Source organism: Streptomyces sp. NPDC033966 (assembly GCF_055575955.1).
This window is the reverse complement of the sequence record NZ_JBVIRQ010000004.1, coordinates 97,965-112,105: the sequence shown is the minus strand read 5'-3', so window position 1 is coordinate 112,105 and position 14,141 is coordinate 97,965. Positions and strand designations below refer to the sequence as shown.

The following is a 14,141-nucleotide window of genomic DNA, read 5'->3' as shown; positions in this document are numbered from 1 at the left end:
TTTCACGAGGGGGTGCCGACGGGGGCGTCGGGTCCGAGCGTCCGGCGGAACCTGGCGCCCGCCGGATCCCCCTCCTCGTGCCACCACACCAGAACCCGCCACAGGCCGCCCTCGCCGGGGTGCAGCGGCGACCCGGCGAACCCCCGCACCAGGTCGGCCCCCACCTCCTCGGCGGTCAGCCCCCGCACCTGCGCCGACCCCTGCCACGGATCCGGCTGTACGTTCCACAGCCCGTCGGCGGCCCGCACCTCGACCCGCCACACCGCGAGCCACGGGGTCACCTCCAGCATCGTGGCCACCTGCTCGGCGTCCAGCCCCAGCCGGCCCCCGATCACCGCCTCGGGCACGCCCTGGATCCGGGCCGCCACCACCGCCTGCGGCAGCAGCCGCTCGGGCAGCAGCCCGTCGGCCCGGAGCCCCGCCAGCGCGTCGAAGCCCAGGAAGCGCAGCCGCAGCTCCAGCTGGCGGCCGATGTGGTCCAGGGCCTCCCCGGCCTCCTGCGCGGCCTCCGGCCCGGGGTCCGCGAGCAGCAGCCGGCGGAACCCGGACTCGGCGTCCACCGCCCAGGCGACCGCCTGCGCCGCGGAGCCCAGCTCCGCGAGCCGGTCCGCGAGGAACACCTTGGCCTGCGCGAGCCCCCGCCGGTTGACCGGGTCCTCCTGGTCCAGCCCGGCCCAGACCTCGACGGCGGCCCGCGTCACGTCACGGGCGCGCTCGCCGGCCGCCCGCTCCATCGCACCCGGGCCGCTCTCGCCGCCCTCGCCCAGCGGGTGCCGGGGCAGCCGGGCCGCGTCGCTCAGCGGCCACGCCAGCCAGACCCCCTGGTTGATCAGCCCCCGGGCGTACCAGCGGGCGTACTCCGGCGCGTGCGGCGCGGCCCGGCGAGCGTGGCCGAGCCCCTCCTCGACGGCTGCCAGCGCCCCGGCCCGGTCCCCGCCCCCGAACCGGCGTGCCGCCAGGTCTCCCAGGCGCAGCCCGAGCCGGGCGGCGCACTCGGGGTCGGTCTGCGCGGGCCCGCGCAGCGCGCCGATCAGCTCCCGCAGCAGCCGCTCGCTCTCGGCGGGCCCGGCCGGCTCGGCCCCCGATCTGATCCGCTCCCACTGTCCGTCCAGCCGCAGAGCGGCCTCCCGCTGAGCCATGCCACGCCCCCCGGCGTTCCGATGTGTGGAGGCTGGTCATCCTCCCGTCGGGCCAACGATCCGGGGCGCCGATTCACTCCCGGCGCACCGGCGGCCGCCCGCCGCTGTGGCTCACTCCCAGCGGAACCACTTCGCGGCGGCGCCCAGCCCCAGGACCGCCCAGCCGCCCAGCACGGCCGCGTCGCCCCACGGCAGCGCGGACCCGTTCCGGAGCACCTCGCGCAGCCCGTCGGACAGTGCCGAGATCGGCAGCAGGCCGAGCACGGACTGCACCGCGCCGGGGAACTTCTCCAGCGGCACGATCACCCCGCCGGTGACCAGCAGCAGCAGGAACACCAGGTTCGCCGCGGCCAGCGTCACCTCGGCCTTGAGGGTCCCCGCCATCAGCAGGCCGAGCCCGGAGAAGGCGGCCGTGCCGAGCAGCAGCAGCACCGCGACCGACAACGGGTTCCCGTGCGGGGACCAGCCCAGCGCGAGGGCGATCACCGTCAGCAGGGCCACCTGGAGCACCTCGGTGACCAGCACCGACAGGGTCTTGGCGGTCATCAGCGCCCAGCGCGGCAGCGGGGAGGCGCCGAGCCGCTTGAGCACCCCGTAGCGGCGGTCGAACCCGGTGGCGATGGCCTGGCCGGTGAAGGCGGTGGACATCACGGCGAGGGCGAGGACGCCCGGGGCCAGGAAGTCGACGGCCTTCCCGTCGCCCGTGTCCACGATGTCGACGGCGGAGAAGAGGGTCAGCAGCAGCGCCGGGATGATCACGGTGAGCAGCAGCTGCTCGCCGTTGCGCAGCAGCATCCGGGTCTCCAGCGCGGTCTGCGCCCAGATCATCCGGGACACCGGCGCGGCCCCCGGCCGGGGGGTGAACGTACCGGCGCTCATGCGCGCAGCTCCTTACCGGTCAGTTCGAGGAAGACGTCTTCGAGGGTGTGCCGCTCGACGGAGAGGCTGTCGGGCATCACCCCGTGCTGGGCGCACCAGGAGGCGACGGTGGCCAGCAGCTGCGGGTCCACGTCGCCGGTGACCCGGTAGGCGCCCGGGGTGAGCTCGGCGGCCTGGCTGCCGTCGGGCAGGGCCTTCAGCAGGGAGGCGAGGTCGAGGGAGGGGCGGCCGGTGAACCGCAGGGTGTTCTCGGCGCCGCCCCGGCACAGCTGCTCGGGGCTGCCGTGCGCGATGACCTTGCCGGCGTCCACGATGGCGACCTCGTCGGAGAGCTGCTCGGCCTCGTCCATGTGGTGGGTGGTGAGGACGACGGTGACGCCGTCGGCGCGCAGTTCGCGTACGAGGTCCCAGGTCGCGCGGCGGGCCTGCGGGTCGAGGCCGGCGGTGGGCTCGTCCAGGAAGACCAGCTCGGGGCGGCCGACGACGGCCATGGCCAGGGCGAGCCGCTGCTGCTGGCCGCCGGAGAGCCGGCGGTAGGCGGTGCGGCCGCAGCCGCCGAGGCCGAGGCGTTCCACGAGGGTGTCGACGTCGAGGGGGTCGGCGTACAGCTTCGCCATGTGGCGCAGCATCTCCACGGCGCGGGCGCCCGAGTAGACGCCGCCGGACTGGAGCATCACGCCGACGCGCGGGCGCAGCCGCCCGGCCTGGGCCACCGGGTCGAGGCCGAGGACGCGGACGGTGCCGGCGTCGGGGCGGTGGTAGCCCTCGCAGGTCTCCACCGTGGTGGTCTTGCCCGCGCCGTTGGGGCCGAGTACCGCGGTGACGGAGCCGCGCGGGACGGTGAGGTCCAGGCCGTCCACCGCCGTTTTGGGGCCGTACCGCTTCACCAGTCCGCGGATTTCCACGGCGGGGTCGTTGCTCATGGTGACTGAGTCTACGGAGCGCGGGAAGGGCGCCTCGGCCCCGGGGTCGACGGGCCGGGAAAGGGGGAATTGATTCGAACGCGGTGCCGCGGACACGACTCCTCCCGCCGGGAATGGAAACGGAATTCCATCTACCGATTAACTCTCCGTAGATAAATAAGGTAACCCTTAGTGATGGACGCCACCGGGCGTGGCGTCCGTCACGGCTTGTCGGGGCTCGCTTAATTACGCAACAATGGCGTTGTGAAATACGGCGAACGGACGAGCGAGGCCCCCCAGGGGGAACTCGCGACCGGGGAGCGGTCAACCCGCAACCGGGTCGCGCGGTCCATCCTGGACCACGGCCCCTCCACCGTCGCCGACCTCGCGCAGCGTCTGGGCCTCACTCAGGCCGCCGTGCGCCGCCACCTCGACACGCTCGTCGCCGATGACGTGGTCGAACCCCGTGAGCAGCGTGTGTACGGCGCACGCACCCGGGGCCGGCCCGCCAAGGTCTTCGCGCTCACCGACTGCGGCCGCGACGCCTTCGACCAGTCCTACGACACCCTTGCCGCGGACGCCCTGCGCTGGATCGCGCAGTCCGTCGGCGGGGGCGACGAGGGCGAGGCGGCCGTCGCCGCCTTCGCGAGGGCGCGGATGGAGACACAGGCGCGGGCCTACCGGGAAGCCGTGGAGGCGGCCGCACCCGCGGACCGCACCGAGGCCCTTGCCAAGGCGTTGACCGCGGACGGGTACGCTGCTACGGCGAAGAGCGCTCCCGGTCCGCACAGCGGTGAACAGCTCTGTCAGCACCACTGCCCGGTCGCACACGTCGCCGAGCAGTTCCCGCAGCTCTGCGAGGCGGAGACCGAGGTCTTCTCCCGCCTGCTCGGGACGCATGTGCAGCGCCTCGCCACGATCGCCCACGGCGACGGGGTGTGCACGACGTTCATTCCGCGTAGCACGAGCGCCACACAGACCGACACATCAGTATCTGCAAGTACGGCCGGGAGGAACCCCGCATGACCACGGAGACTGCTCACCCTGAGCTCGATGGCCTGGGCACCTACGAATACGGCTGGGCCGACTCCGACGCGGCCGGCGCCGCTGCCAAGCGGGGTCTGTCCGAGGATGTCGTGCGCGACATCTCGGCGAAGAAGTCCGAGCCGGAGTGGATGCTGAAGCTCCGCCTCAAGGGTCTCAAGCTGTTCGACAAGAAGCCCATGCCCAACTGGGGTTCCGACCTCTCGGGCATCGACTTCGACAACATCAAGTACTTCGTGCGTTCCACCGAGAAGCAGGCCGCTTCCTGGGAGGAACTGCCCGAGGACATCAAGAACACGTACGACAAGCTCGGCATCCCGGAGGCGGAGAAGCAGCGCCTCGTCGCCGGTGTCGCGGCCCAGTACGAGTCCGAGGTCGTCTACCACCAGATCCGCGAGGACCTGGAGGAGCAGGGCGTCATCTTCCTCGACACGGACACCGCGCTCAAGGAGCACCCGGAGCTCTTCCAGGAGTACTTCGGCACGGTCATCCCGGTCGGCGACAACAAGTTCGCGTCGCTGAACACCGCCGTGTGGTCGGGCGGCTCCTTCATCTACGTCCCCAAGGGTGTCCACGTGGACATCCCGCTCCAGGCCTACTTCCGCATCAACACGGAGAACATGGGCCAGTTCGAGCGGACGCTGATCATCGTCGACGAGGACGCCTACGTCCACTACGTCGAGGGCTGCACCGCCCCGATCTACTCCTCGGACTCGCTGCACAGCGCCGTGGTCGAGATCATCGTGAAGAAGGGCGGCCGCTGCCGCTACACGACCATCCAGAACTGGTCGAACAACGTCTACAACCTGGTCACCAAGCGCGCCGTGGCGTACGAGGGCGCGACCATGGAGTGGATCGACGGCAACATCGGTTCCAAGGTCACCATGAAGTACCCGGCCGTCTACCTGATGGGCGAGCACGCCAAGGGCGAGACCCTGTCCATCGCCTTCGCGGGCGAGGGCCAGCACCAGGACGCCGGTTCCAAGATGGTCCACATGGCGCCGAACACCTCCTCCAACATCGTCTCCAAGTCGGTGGCGCGAGGCGGCGGCCGCACCTCCTACCGCGGTCTGGTCGAGATCGGCGAGGGCGCCGCGGGCTCCAAGTCCAACGTGCTGTGCGACGCGCTCCTCGTCGACACCATCTCCCGCTCGGACACCTACCCCTACGTGGACGTCCGCGAGGACGACGTGACGATGGGCCACGAGGCCACCGTCTCCAAGGTCTCCGACGACCAGCTCTTCTACCTGATGCAGCGCGGGCTCACCGAGTTCGAGGCCATGGCCATGATCGTGCGCGGCTTCGTCGAGCCGATCGCGAAGGAGCTGCCGATGGAGTACGCGCTGGAGCTCAACCGGCTCATCGAGCTGCAGATGGAGGGCTCGGTCGGCTAGTCCCGACGGCGGCCGGCGCACCCCGGCCGCCCCCGCCCCCGTCCCAGCACATTCGCCACACGTATGCAGGCAGTGCTTTTTCAGAGAGTGAGCAAGACGACAGCCATGGCTGAGGCTCAGAACATTCCGGCGGGCTCCACCACCGCCGGCGCGATCGCGGTGGCCGCCGAGTCCACCGTCGCCACCCGGATGAGCGCGCCCCCGTCCTTCGACGTGGCCGACTTCCCCGTTCCGCACGGCCGCGAGGAGGAGTGGCGGTTCACCCCGCTGGCCCGCCTCAAGGGCCTGCACGACGGCACCGCGGTCGCCAACGGCACCATGAAGGCCCAGATCGACGCCCCCGAGGGCGTGACGGTCGAGTCCGTCGAGCGCGGCGACGAGCGGATCGGCAAGGCCGGCACCCCCGTCGACCGGGTCTCCGCGCAGGCCTTCTCCTCGTTCGCCAAGGCCACGGTCGTCACCGTGCCCAAGGAGACCGTGCTCGCCGAGCCCATCCGGGTCGCGCTCCACGGTGAGGGCGGCACGACCTTCGGGCACACCGTCTTCGACATCAAGCCCTTCGCCGAGGCGATCATCGTGATCGACCACACCGGCGACGGCGTCCGCGCCGCCAACGTCGACATCCTCGTCGGCGACGGCGCCAAGGTGACCTTCGTGTCCGTCCAGGACTGGGACGACACCGCGGTCCACACCTCGCAGCACAACGCCCTCGTCGGCCGTGACGCGAGCTTCAAGTCCGTCGTCGTGACCTTCGGCGGCGACCTGGTCCGCCTGCACCCGCGCGTCAGCTACGCGGGCCCCGGCGGCGAGGCCGAGATGCTCGGCGTGTACTTCACGGACGCGGGCCAGCACCAGGAGCACCGCCTCCTGGTCACCCACGACGCCCCGCACTGCAAGTCCAACGTGGTCTACAAGGGCGCGCTCCAGGGCCAGGACGCCCACGCCGTCTGGATCGGTGACGTGCTCATCGAGAAGACCGCCGAGGGCACCGACACCTACGAGATGAACCGCAACCTCGTCCTGACGGACGGCGCGCGCGTCGACTCGGTGCCGAACCTGGAGATCGAGACCGGCGAGATCGTCGGCGCCGGCCACGCCTCCGCGACCGGCCGCTTCGACGACGAGCAGCTCTTCTACCTCCAGGCCCGTGGCATCCCGGCCGACGAGGCCCGCCGCCTGGTCGTGCGCGGCTTCTTCGCCGAGCTCGTCCAGCAGATCGGTGTCGCGGACATCGAGGAGCGCCTCATCGCGAAGATCGAGGCCGAGCTGGCGGCGGCCGTCTGATGACGTACGTCAAGGCCTGTGCGCTGAGCGAGCTGGAGGAGAACACCCCCAAGCGGGTGGAACTCGACGGCACGCCGGTGTCCATCGTCTCCACCGAGGGGGAGGTGTTCGCGATCAACGACGTCTGCTCGCACGCGAACGTCTCGCTCTCGGAGGGTGAGGTCGAGGACTGCATGATCGAGTGCTGGCTGCACGGGTCGGCCTTCGACCTGCGCACCGGCAAGCCCTCCGGTCTGCCCGCGACGCGCCCCGTCCCCGTTTATCCCGTAAAGATCGAAGGGGACGACGTGCTCGTCTCCCTCACCCAGGAGTCCTGAGGTACCCATGGCAACGCTTGAAATCCACGACCTGCACGTCTCCGTCGAGGCCGAGAACGGCGCCCGCGAGATCCTCAAGGGTGTCGACCTGACGGTCAAGCAGGGTGAGACGCACGCCATCATGGGCCCCAACGGCTCCGGCAAGTCCACCCTGGCGTACTCCCTCGCCGGTCACCCGAAGTACACCATCACCGGTGGCACCGTGACCCTCGACGGCGAAGACGTCCTGGAGATGTCCGTCGACGAGCGCGCCCGCGCCGGCGTCTTCCTCGCCATGCAGTACCCGGTCGAGGTCCCCGGCGTCTCGGTCTCCAACTTCCTGCGCACCTCCGCCACCGCCATGCGCGGCGAGGCCCCCAAGCTGCGTACCTGGGTGAAGGAGGTCAAGTCCGCCATGGAGCAGCTCCAGATGGACCCGGCCTTCGCCGAGCGCAACGTCAACGAGGGCTTCTCCGGCGGTGAGAAGAAGCGCCACGAGATCCTCCAGCTGGAGCTCCTCAAGCCGAAGATCGCGATCCTCGACGAGACCGACTCCGGCCTCGACGTCGACGCCCTGCGCATCGTCTCCGAGGGCGTCAACCGCGTCCGCGAGACCGGTGAGGTCGGCACCCTGCTGATCACCCACTACACGCGCATCCTGCGCTACATCAAGCCCGACTTCGTCCACGTGTTCGCCAACGGCCGCATCGCCGAGTCCGGCGGCGCCGAGCTCGCCGACCAGCTGGAGAACGAGGGCTACGACAAGTACGTGAAGGGTGGCGCGACCGCGTGACACAGCTGCCTGGCCTCCTCGACATCGAGGCGATCCGCAAGGACTTCCCCCTGCTGGATCGTGTGGTCCACGACGGGAAGAAGATCGTTTACCTGGACAACGCGGCGACCTCGCAGAAGCCGCGCCAGGTGCTCGACGCGCTGAACGAGTACTACGAGCGGCACAACGCCAACGTCCACCGCGGCGTGCACGTGCTCGCGGAGGAGGCCACGGCGCTGTACGAGGGCGCCCGCGACAAGGTCGCCGCCTTCATCAACGCGCCGAGCCGCGACGAGGTGATCTTCACCAAGAACGCCTCGGAGTCGCTCAACCTGGTCGCGAACATGCTCGGCTGGGCGGACGAGCCCTACCGGGTCGACCGCGAGACCGAGATCGCCATCACGGAGATGGAGCACCACTCCAACATCGTGCCGTGGCAGCTGCTCTCGCAGCGCACCGGCGCGAAGCTGAAGTGGTTCGGCCTCACCGACGACGGCCGGCTCGACCTGTCCAACATCGAAGAGGTCATCACGGAGAAGACGAAGATCGTCTCCTTCACGCTGGTCTCCAACATCCTGGGCACGGTCAACCCGGTCGAGGCGATCGTCCGGCGCGCTCAGGAGGTCGGCGCGCTGGTGCTGATCGACGCCTCGCAGGCCGCTCCCCACATGCCCCTGGACGTCCAGGCCCTCGGCGCCGACTTCGTGGCCTTCACCGGCCACAAGATGTGCGGCCCGACCGGCATCGGCGTCCTGTGGGGCCGCCAGGAGCTCCTGGAGGACCTGCCCCCGTTCCTCGGTGGCGGCGAGATGATCGAGACCGTCTCGATGCACTCCTCCACGTACGCCCCGGCGCCCCACAAGTTCGAGGCCGGCACGCCCCCGATCGCCCAGGCCGTCGGCCTCGGCGCGGCCGTGGACTACCTGACCTCGATCGGCATGGAGAACATCGCCGCCCACGAGCACGCGATCACCGAGTACGCGGTCAAGCGCCTCCTGGAGGTGCCCGACCTGCGGATCATCGGCCCGACCACGGCCGAGGACCGCGGTGCCGCGATCTCCTTCACGCTCGGTGACATCCACCCGCACGACGTCGGCCAGGTGCTGGACGAGCAGGGCATCGCGGTCCGCGTGGGACACCACTGCGCACGCCCCGTCTGCCTCCGGTACGGAATTCCCGCGACCACGCGAGCGTCTTTCTACCTGTACTCCTCTCCCGCCGAGGTCGACGCGCTGATCGACGGGCTGGAGCACGTACGGAACTTCTTCGGCTGACGAAGGCGACGAGGACGAGGCTGTGAAGCTGGATTCGATGTACCAGGAACTGATCCTGGACCACTACAAGCACCCGCACGGGCGCGGCCTGCGCGACGGCGACGCCGAGGTGCACCACGTCAACCCGACGTGCGGCGACGAGATCACGCTCCGCGTGAAGTACGACGGGGAGACGCTCACCGACGTCTCCTACGAGGGCCAGGGCTGCTCCATCAGCCAGGCCAGCGCGTCCGTACTGAACGAGCTGCTGGTCGGCAAGGAGCTGGCCGAGGCGCAGAAGATCCAGGGCGTGTTCCTGGAGATGATGCAGTCCAAGGGCAAGATCGAGCCCGACGAGGCCATGGAGGAGGTGCTGGAGGACGCGGTCGCGTTCGTCGGCGTCTCCAAGTATCCGGCGCGCGTGAAGTGTGCTCTGCTGAGCTGGATGGCGTGGAAGGACGCGACCGCCCAGGTGCTGGGCGACGCGGAGAGGAAGACGGCATGACCGAGAACGCGACGCCCGAGGCGTCGACCAAGCCGGCCACCGAGGAGGAGGTCCGCGAGGCCCTCTACGACGTGGTCGACCCCGAGCTGGGCATCGACGTCGTCAACCTGGGCCTGATCTACGGCATCCACATCGACGACGCGAACATCGCCACCCTCGACATGACCCTGACCTCGGCGGCCTGCCCGCTGACGGACGTCATCGAGGACCAGGCGAAGTCGGCGACGGAGGGCATCGTCAACGAGCTCCGCATCAACTGGGTCTGGATGCCCCCGTGGGGCCCGGACAAGATCACGGACGACGGCCGTGAGCAGCTGCGCGCGCTCGGCTTCAACGTCTGAGCGACGCGTACGCGTGAGGGCCCCCGGCACGGTCGTGCCGGGGGCCCTCCCTGTACTCAGGGTTCTCCGGGGATTTTTCCGGGCCGACGCGTGACGTGCACCGGGAGTTGGCCACGGTGGCCGAACCTTCTCGACGGCCGTCACAGCGTGACGCCGTGAGGGAGAGGACGCCACCTTGAAGAAGCAGCTCGGCATCGCGGGTACCGCGGGCGCCGCCGCACTGATCGTCGCCGCTACCGTCATGCCCGCGCACGCGGTCACCTACGGGACCCCGGCCATCTCGCTGTCCGCCGCCTACCTGTCGGGATCCGTGGGCGGGGCGGGCGACCAGACCGTCGGCGTGACCGTAGGCCAGAGCGGCGCCGACGCCTCCGCCCTGACCGTCAGCGCCTCGGCCTCCAGCAACGCCTCCGTCGCCGGCACCGGCGACGTCACGGTCACCGGTACCGGGGCCGTACGGCAGCTGGCCGTCACCGCGCACGCCCGCGGCTACACCAGCCTGACGGTCAAGGTCACCGGGCTCGGCGGCAAGACCGCCACCAGGACCCTCTCCTACGCCGCCTCAGCCGCCGTCCAGAACCCGGCCGACGCCCGCTACTTCAGCGGCGCCTCGGACTCCTCGGCCGCCGTCGACGTGGGCGGCGGCTTCACCGTGGTCGCCGACGACGAGAACAACGTGCTGCGCCTGTACGACCGTTCCCGCTCCGCCGCCCCCGTGCGCACCTGGGACTTCAGCTCCCAGCTCGGCGTCACCAAGGAGGTGGACATCGAGGGCGCCACCCGGATCGGCAACACCGTCTACTGGACCGGTTCCCTCGGCAACAACAAGGACGGCGAGTACAAGGCGCCCCGCAACACGGTGTTCACCACCACCGTCAGCGGGTCCGGCCCGGGCACGCAGCTCGCGTACGGGCGCTCGTACAAGAATCTCCGCGACGACCTCGTCGCCTGGGACACCGCGAACGGCAACCGCTACGGCTTCGCGGCGGGCACCGCGGCCGGCGAAGCGCCGAAGCAGATCGACGGGTTCAACGTGGAGGGCCTGGAGTTCGCACCCGGTTCCACCACCACCGCCTACCTGGGCTTCCGCGCCCCGCTCGCCCCGGCCGTGCCCGGCGGCAAGGCCCTGCTCGTGCCGGTCACCAACTTCGACCAGGTGCTGTCGAGCGGCGCCGAGGCGGTCTTCGGCTCCGGCGTCGAACTCGACCTCGGCGGGCTGTCGGTGCGGGACGTCAAGAAGAACGCCGCCGACCAGTACCTGATCCTGGCCGGCTCCTGGGCGGCCGACGACAATTCCGACCCGTACGCCCTCTACCAGTGGGACGGCGTCCCGGGCCACGCCCCCGTCAAGCGGGCCGACCTGCCCACCACCGACCCCGGCGGCTGGGAGGCCGTCGTGGAGGTGCCGGACCTGAACGCCCCCGGGGCCCGGGTGCAGGTGGTCACCGACAGCGGCTCCGCCGACCTGTACGGCGACGGCACCCAGGCCAAGGACCTGACGCACCCGGAGTGGAAGAAGGCCCGCGCGGCCTGGTTCACCCTGAACTGAACGGCTCCGGATCCGCCACGAGCGCCTCGGCGAGGTGCTCGCGGCGGATCCGCCGGTCCACGTAGAGCAGCCCGGCGGGCAGCTGCGGGAAGGCCGGCAGCAGGACCAGCGCCGACAGCGCCCCGGCCAGGCCGAACCAGGCCTGCAGCGCGTACCCGGCCGCGCAGGTGAACGCCACCGCAGGGGCCGTGACCCCGAGGGTCCGCCACCACGCGCCCCGCACCAGGCGCGCCGAACGCCGCAGCGCCGCCACCGGCCCGAGCCCCTCGTACCCGGCGGCGGTGGGCGCCAGGGCGAACAGCACCCCGAGCCACAGGGCCACCGGGACCAGCGGCAGCAGCGCGGGCGCCGGCAGCCCGGCGGCCCCGGCCGCCACGACCGGGGCCGCCGCGGCGAACAGCGCCAGCAGCTGCGCGCCGAGCACGGCCGGGGTCCGGGTCAGCCCCGCCCGCAGCAGCCCCGGTACGGTCACGGCGCGGCCGAGCACCGCCGGGCGCAGCAGCACCGCGATCAGGGCGGTCGCCAGGGCGCAGGTGAACAGCAGGAACAGGGCCGCCGCCGGGAACAGCGTCCAGACGAAGACCCGGCTGCCGGAGCTGGGGCTGAGGGAGGCCAGGGTGGCCGCCCCGGCCGCCGCGGCGACCAGCAGGGCCCCCGCGAGCTGGCCGAGGAGCAGCGCGCCGCACAGCGCTCCGCCGTACCGGCGCAGGGTGGTGGCGGCACCCCCGAGGATCTCGCCGGGCCCCAGGGGCCGCAGCGGCACCACGCCGGGCCGGGGGCGTCGCGGCGGCAGCCAGCCGCCGCCCGCGTGGGTCCAATGCTGCGCCATGAGCCGCCCCCGTCCCCTGAGGGGGCCACCGTAGCTCCGCTGGGCCCGGGTGTACCCGGACGTGCGTGTGTACATGTGTACGCATCGATGTGTACTGTCGTACACATGCCTTACGTACTGCTCGCCATGGCCATAGCCGCGGAGGTCGCCGGGACCACCGCCATGAAGTACAGCGACGGATTCACCCGCCTCTGGCCCTCGCTGGGCACCCTGCTGGGCTACGTCATCGCCTTCACCCTGCTCGCGCAGACGCTGAAGTCGATGTCGGTGGGCACCGCGTACGCGATCTGGGCCGGGGTCGGCACCGCCGCCATCGCCGCGATAGGGATGGTGTTCCTGGGGGAGGCCACCACCGCCGCGAAGATCGCCGGGATCGCGCTGGTCATCGGCGGCGTGGTGCTGCTGAACCTGGGCGGGGCGACGCACTGATGGCCGCCGCAGCGCGCCGCTACGACCCCGACCGCAGGCAGCGGATCATCGACGCCGCGATCCGGGTCGTGGGGGCCAAGGGGATCGCGGGGCTCAGCCATCGCAGCGCGGCGGCGGAGGCGGACGTGCCGCTGGGCTCGACCACGTACCACTTCAAGACCCTGGACGACCTGCTGGTCGCCTCCCTGCGGCAGGCCTGCGAGGTGTACGCTCCCGTGCCGGCGGTGCGCGAGGGCGAGGACCTCGCCGGTGCGCTGGCGCGGCTGCTGGGGGAGATCCTGGAGGCGGACCGGGGGCGGGCGGAGCTGGAGTACGAGCTGTACCTGGCCGCCCTGCGCCGCCCGGCGCTGCGGCCGGTCGCCGCCGAATGGTGCGAGGCGGTGGCAGCGGCCCTGGCGGAGCACACCGACCCGGTCACGGCGCGGGCGCTGGTGGCGGTGATGGACGGCATCAGCCTCCAGGTACTGCTGACGGGCGCCCCGTACGAGGAGCCGTACGCCCGCGAGGTCCTGTCCCGGGTGCTGCGGCCGGCCTAGGCTGGTGGATCAGGGCCCGGCCCTGATCCACCAGACATCCCCTAGACCGTTCGCGGGATCGCCTGGAAGGCGAACGAGGCTCCGTTGTCGGCGGTGTTCGTGTCGCCGGAGCCGGTGATCGACGCGTGGATGGTGCCGTTGCCGGTCGTCGTCACCGCGATCAGGAACGGGATCTGGCCCTTCTCCCCGGCCTTGACGGTGCCGCCCGTGCAGCGGAAGCCGGAGGCTCCGGAGGGCGCGCAGGTGAAGCCGCTGAAGGTGCCGCTGTCCGGAGGCCGCCGCAGCTTCATCGGCCCGGTCGCCCAGACGTCGAGCACGACGCCGGTCGCCTCGGCGCCCTTGTTGGCGTACCCCACCCAGTAGTTCCGGTTGGTGCCCGACGGAGGGGCGGCCTCGCCGGTGATCGGGCCGACGGACAGGTCGGTCTGCGCGGTCTCGGGCTTCGCCGGGTCGGCGGGGGCGGCGCACACCTTGTTGGACTCCGCGGTGTCCGGATCCTCCAGCTCGTAGGCGTTGAGCGGGGAGTCCTCGTAGTGGACGGTCGCCCGGATCGTCGCGCAGTAGGCCACGCCCGGCTTGATGCCCTCGGCCGAGCGCGTGGCGACCCGGCCCGTACCCGGCACGTGCCCGGGTGCCGTGCGCACGATCTTGGTGTAGCCCGGGTCGTCCTTCTCGGTGAGGGTGATCGTGTACAGGGTGTCGGGTTCCGCGTTGTCGCGGAAGGTGAGATAGGCCGTCGGGGCGTCCAGCCGCAGGTTCAGCAGGGTCGGGGCCTTCGTGATCGGGTCGGCGGCCGTCGCCGGGACGGCCGTCGCCGGGACGGCCGTGGCCGTTGCCAGGCCGCAGGTCATGGCCACGGCGGCGGAAAGGCGCGCCAGCCGGCGCGGACGCTTCGCGGATGACATCGGACTCCCCGTTCCCTCGTGGTACTGGGACGTCCCCCACCCGTCTGATTCTCCGCCCCACCGGGAGGCGCGGCACCTCCAGCG

Annotated in this window: 16 protein-coding genes; 11 read left to right on the top strand and 5 right to left on the bottom strand. The window is 71.3% G+C overall.

What is annotated here, in order from left to right; genetic code table 11:
• Positions 1-2: 2 nt before the first annotated feature.
• From ACZ518_RS12735 to ACZ518_RS12725, 3 genes are all read right to left on the bottom strand, one after another.
• Positions 3-1,139, bottom strand: coding sequence for a hypothetical protein (locus tag ACZ518_RS12735; protein ID WP_469113060.1), 1,137 nt, complete (start codon positions 1,137-1,139; stop codon positions 3-5).
• Positions 1,140-1,250: 111 nt separating this feature from the next.
• The gene (locus ACZ518_RS12730) at positions 1,251-2,018 is read right to left on the bottom strand and encodes an ABC transporter permease (protein WP_469113059.1); all 768 of its coding nucleotides are present in this window, start codon (positions 2,016-2,018) and stop codon (positions 1,251-1,253) included.
• On the bottom strand, positions 2,015-2,941 hold the full coding sequence (locus ACZ518_RS12725) for an ABC transporter ATP-binding protein (protein ID WP_469113058.1): 927 nt from the start codon (positions 2,939-2,941) through the stop codon (positions 2,015-2,017). The genes ACZ518_RS12730 and ACZ518_RS12725 overlap by 4 nt, the downstream gene beginning before the upstream one ends.
• A gap of 243 nt (positions 2,942-3,184) precedes the next feature.
• On the opposite strand from ACZ518_RS12725, the gene ACZ518_RS12720 reads away from it, so the two are divergent.
• From ACZ518_RS12720 to ACZ518_RS12680, 9 genes are all read left to right on the top strand, one after another.
• Positions 3,185-3,946, top strand: coding sequence for a helix-turn-helix transcriptional regulator (locus ACZ518_RS12720; protein ID WP_469113057.1), 762 nt, complete (start codon positions 3,185-3,187; stop codon positions 3,944-3,946).
• On the top strand, positions 3,943-5,358 hold the full coding sequence (gene sufB, locus ACZ518_RS12715; RefSeq protein ID WP_365179148.1) for a Fe-S cluster assembly protein SufB: 1,416 nt from the start codon (positions 3,943-3,945) through the stop codon (positions 5,356-5,358). The genes ACZ518_RS12720 and sufB overlap by 4 nt, the downstream gene beginning before the upstream one ends.
• Before the next feature lie 105 nt (positions 5,359-5,463).
• Positions 5,464-6,642 (top strand): Fe-S cluster assembly protein SufD, encoded by a 1,179-nt coding sequence (sufD, locus tag ACZ518_RS12710; RefSeq protein WP_469113056.1) that lies wholly within the window; start codon positions 5,464-5,466, stop codon positions 6,640-6,642.
• Entirely contained in the window at positions 6,642-6,959 is a 318-nt protein-coding gene (locus tag ACZ518_RS12705) for a bifunctional 3-phenylpropionate/cinnamic acid dioxygenase ferredoxin subunit (RefSeq protein WP_469113055.1), read from the top strand. The genes sufD and ACZ518_RS12705 overlap by 1 nt, the downstream gene beginning before the upstream one ends.
• A gap of 7 nt (positions 6,960-6,966) precedes the next feature.
• Positions 6,967-7,731: a Fe-S cluster assembly ATPase SufC gene (gene sufC, locus ACZ518_RS12700; RefSeq protein ID WP_469113054.1), complete on the top strand. Its 765-nt coding sequence runs from the start codon at positions 6,967-6,969 to the stop codon at positions 7,729-7,731.
• On the top strand, positions 7,728-8,984 hold the full coding sequence (locus tag ACZ518_RS12695; protein ID WP_469113053.1) for a cysteine desulfurase: 1,257 nt from the start codon (positions 7,728-7,730) through the stop codon (positions 8,982-8,984). The genes sufC and ACZ518_RS12695 overlap by 4 nt, the downstream gene beginning before the upstream one ends.
• A gap of 22 nt (positions 8,985-9,006) precedes the next feature.
• Positions 9,007-9,468: a Fe-S cluster assembly sulfur transfer protein SufU gene (gene sufU, locus ACZ518_RS12690; RefSeq protein WP_469113052.1), complete on the top strand. Its 462-nt coding sequence runs from the start codon at positions 9,007-9,009 to the stop codon at positions 9,466-9,468.
• The gene (locus tag ACZ518_RS12685) at positions 9,465-9,809 is read left to right on the top strand and encodes a metal-sulfur cluster assembly factor (protein WP_469113051.1); all 345 of its coding nucleotides are present in this window, start codon (positions 9,465-9,467) and stop codon (positions 9,807-9,809) included. Before sufU ends, ACZ518_RS12685 begins: the two co-directional genes overlap by 4 nt.
• A gap of 241 nt (positions 9,810-10,050) precedes the next feature.
• Entirely contained in the window at positions 10,051-11,358 is a 1,308-nt protein-coding gene (locus ACZ518_RS12680) for a hypothetical protein (protein ID WP_469113465.1), read from the top strand.
• Here the strand turns inward: ACZ518_RS12680 and ACZ518_RS12675 are convergent.
• Entirely contained in the window at positions 11,345-12,187 is an 843-nt protein-coding gene (locus ACZ518_RS12675) for a hypothetical protein (protein WP_469113050.1), read from the bottom strand. The two genes, ACZ518_RS12680 and ACZ518_RS12675, sit on opposite strands and share 14 nt — an antisense overlap.
• Positions 12,188-12,292: 105 nt before the next feature.
• Between ACZ518_RS12675 and ACZ518_RS12670 the strand changes: the two genes are divergently transcribed.
• Together ACZ518_RS12670 and ACZ518_RS12665 are read left to right on the top strand one after the other, a co-directional pair.
• A complete protein-coding gene (locus ACZ518_RS12670) occupies positions 12,293-12,616 on the top strand; it encodes a DMT family transporter (RefSeq protein WP_469113049.1) in 324 nt (107 codons plus the stop codon).
• Positions 12,616-13,152 (top strand): TetR/AcrR family transcriptional regulator, encoded by a 537-nt coding sequence (locus ACZ518_RS12665; protein WP_469113048.1) that lies wholly within the window; start codon positions 12,616-12,618, stop codon positions 13,150-13,152. Before ACZ518_RS12670 ends, ACZ518_RS12665 begins: the two co-directional genes overlap by 1 nt.
• A 41-nt stretch (positions 13,153-13,193) precedes the next feature.
• On the opposite strand, the gene ACZ518_RS12660 is transcribed toward ACZ518_RS12665, so the two are convergent.
• On the bottom strand, positions 13,194-14,057 hold the full coding sequence (locus tag ACZ518_RS12660; protein ID WP_469113047.1) for a hypothetical protein: 864 nt from the start codon (positions 14,055-14,057) through the stop codon (positions 13,194-13,196).
• Positions 14,058-14,141: the final 84 nt, after the last annotated feature.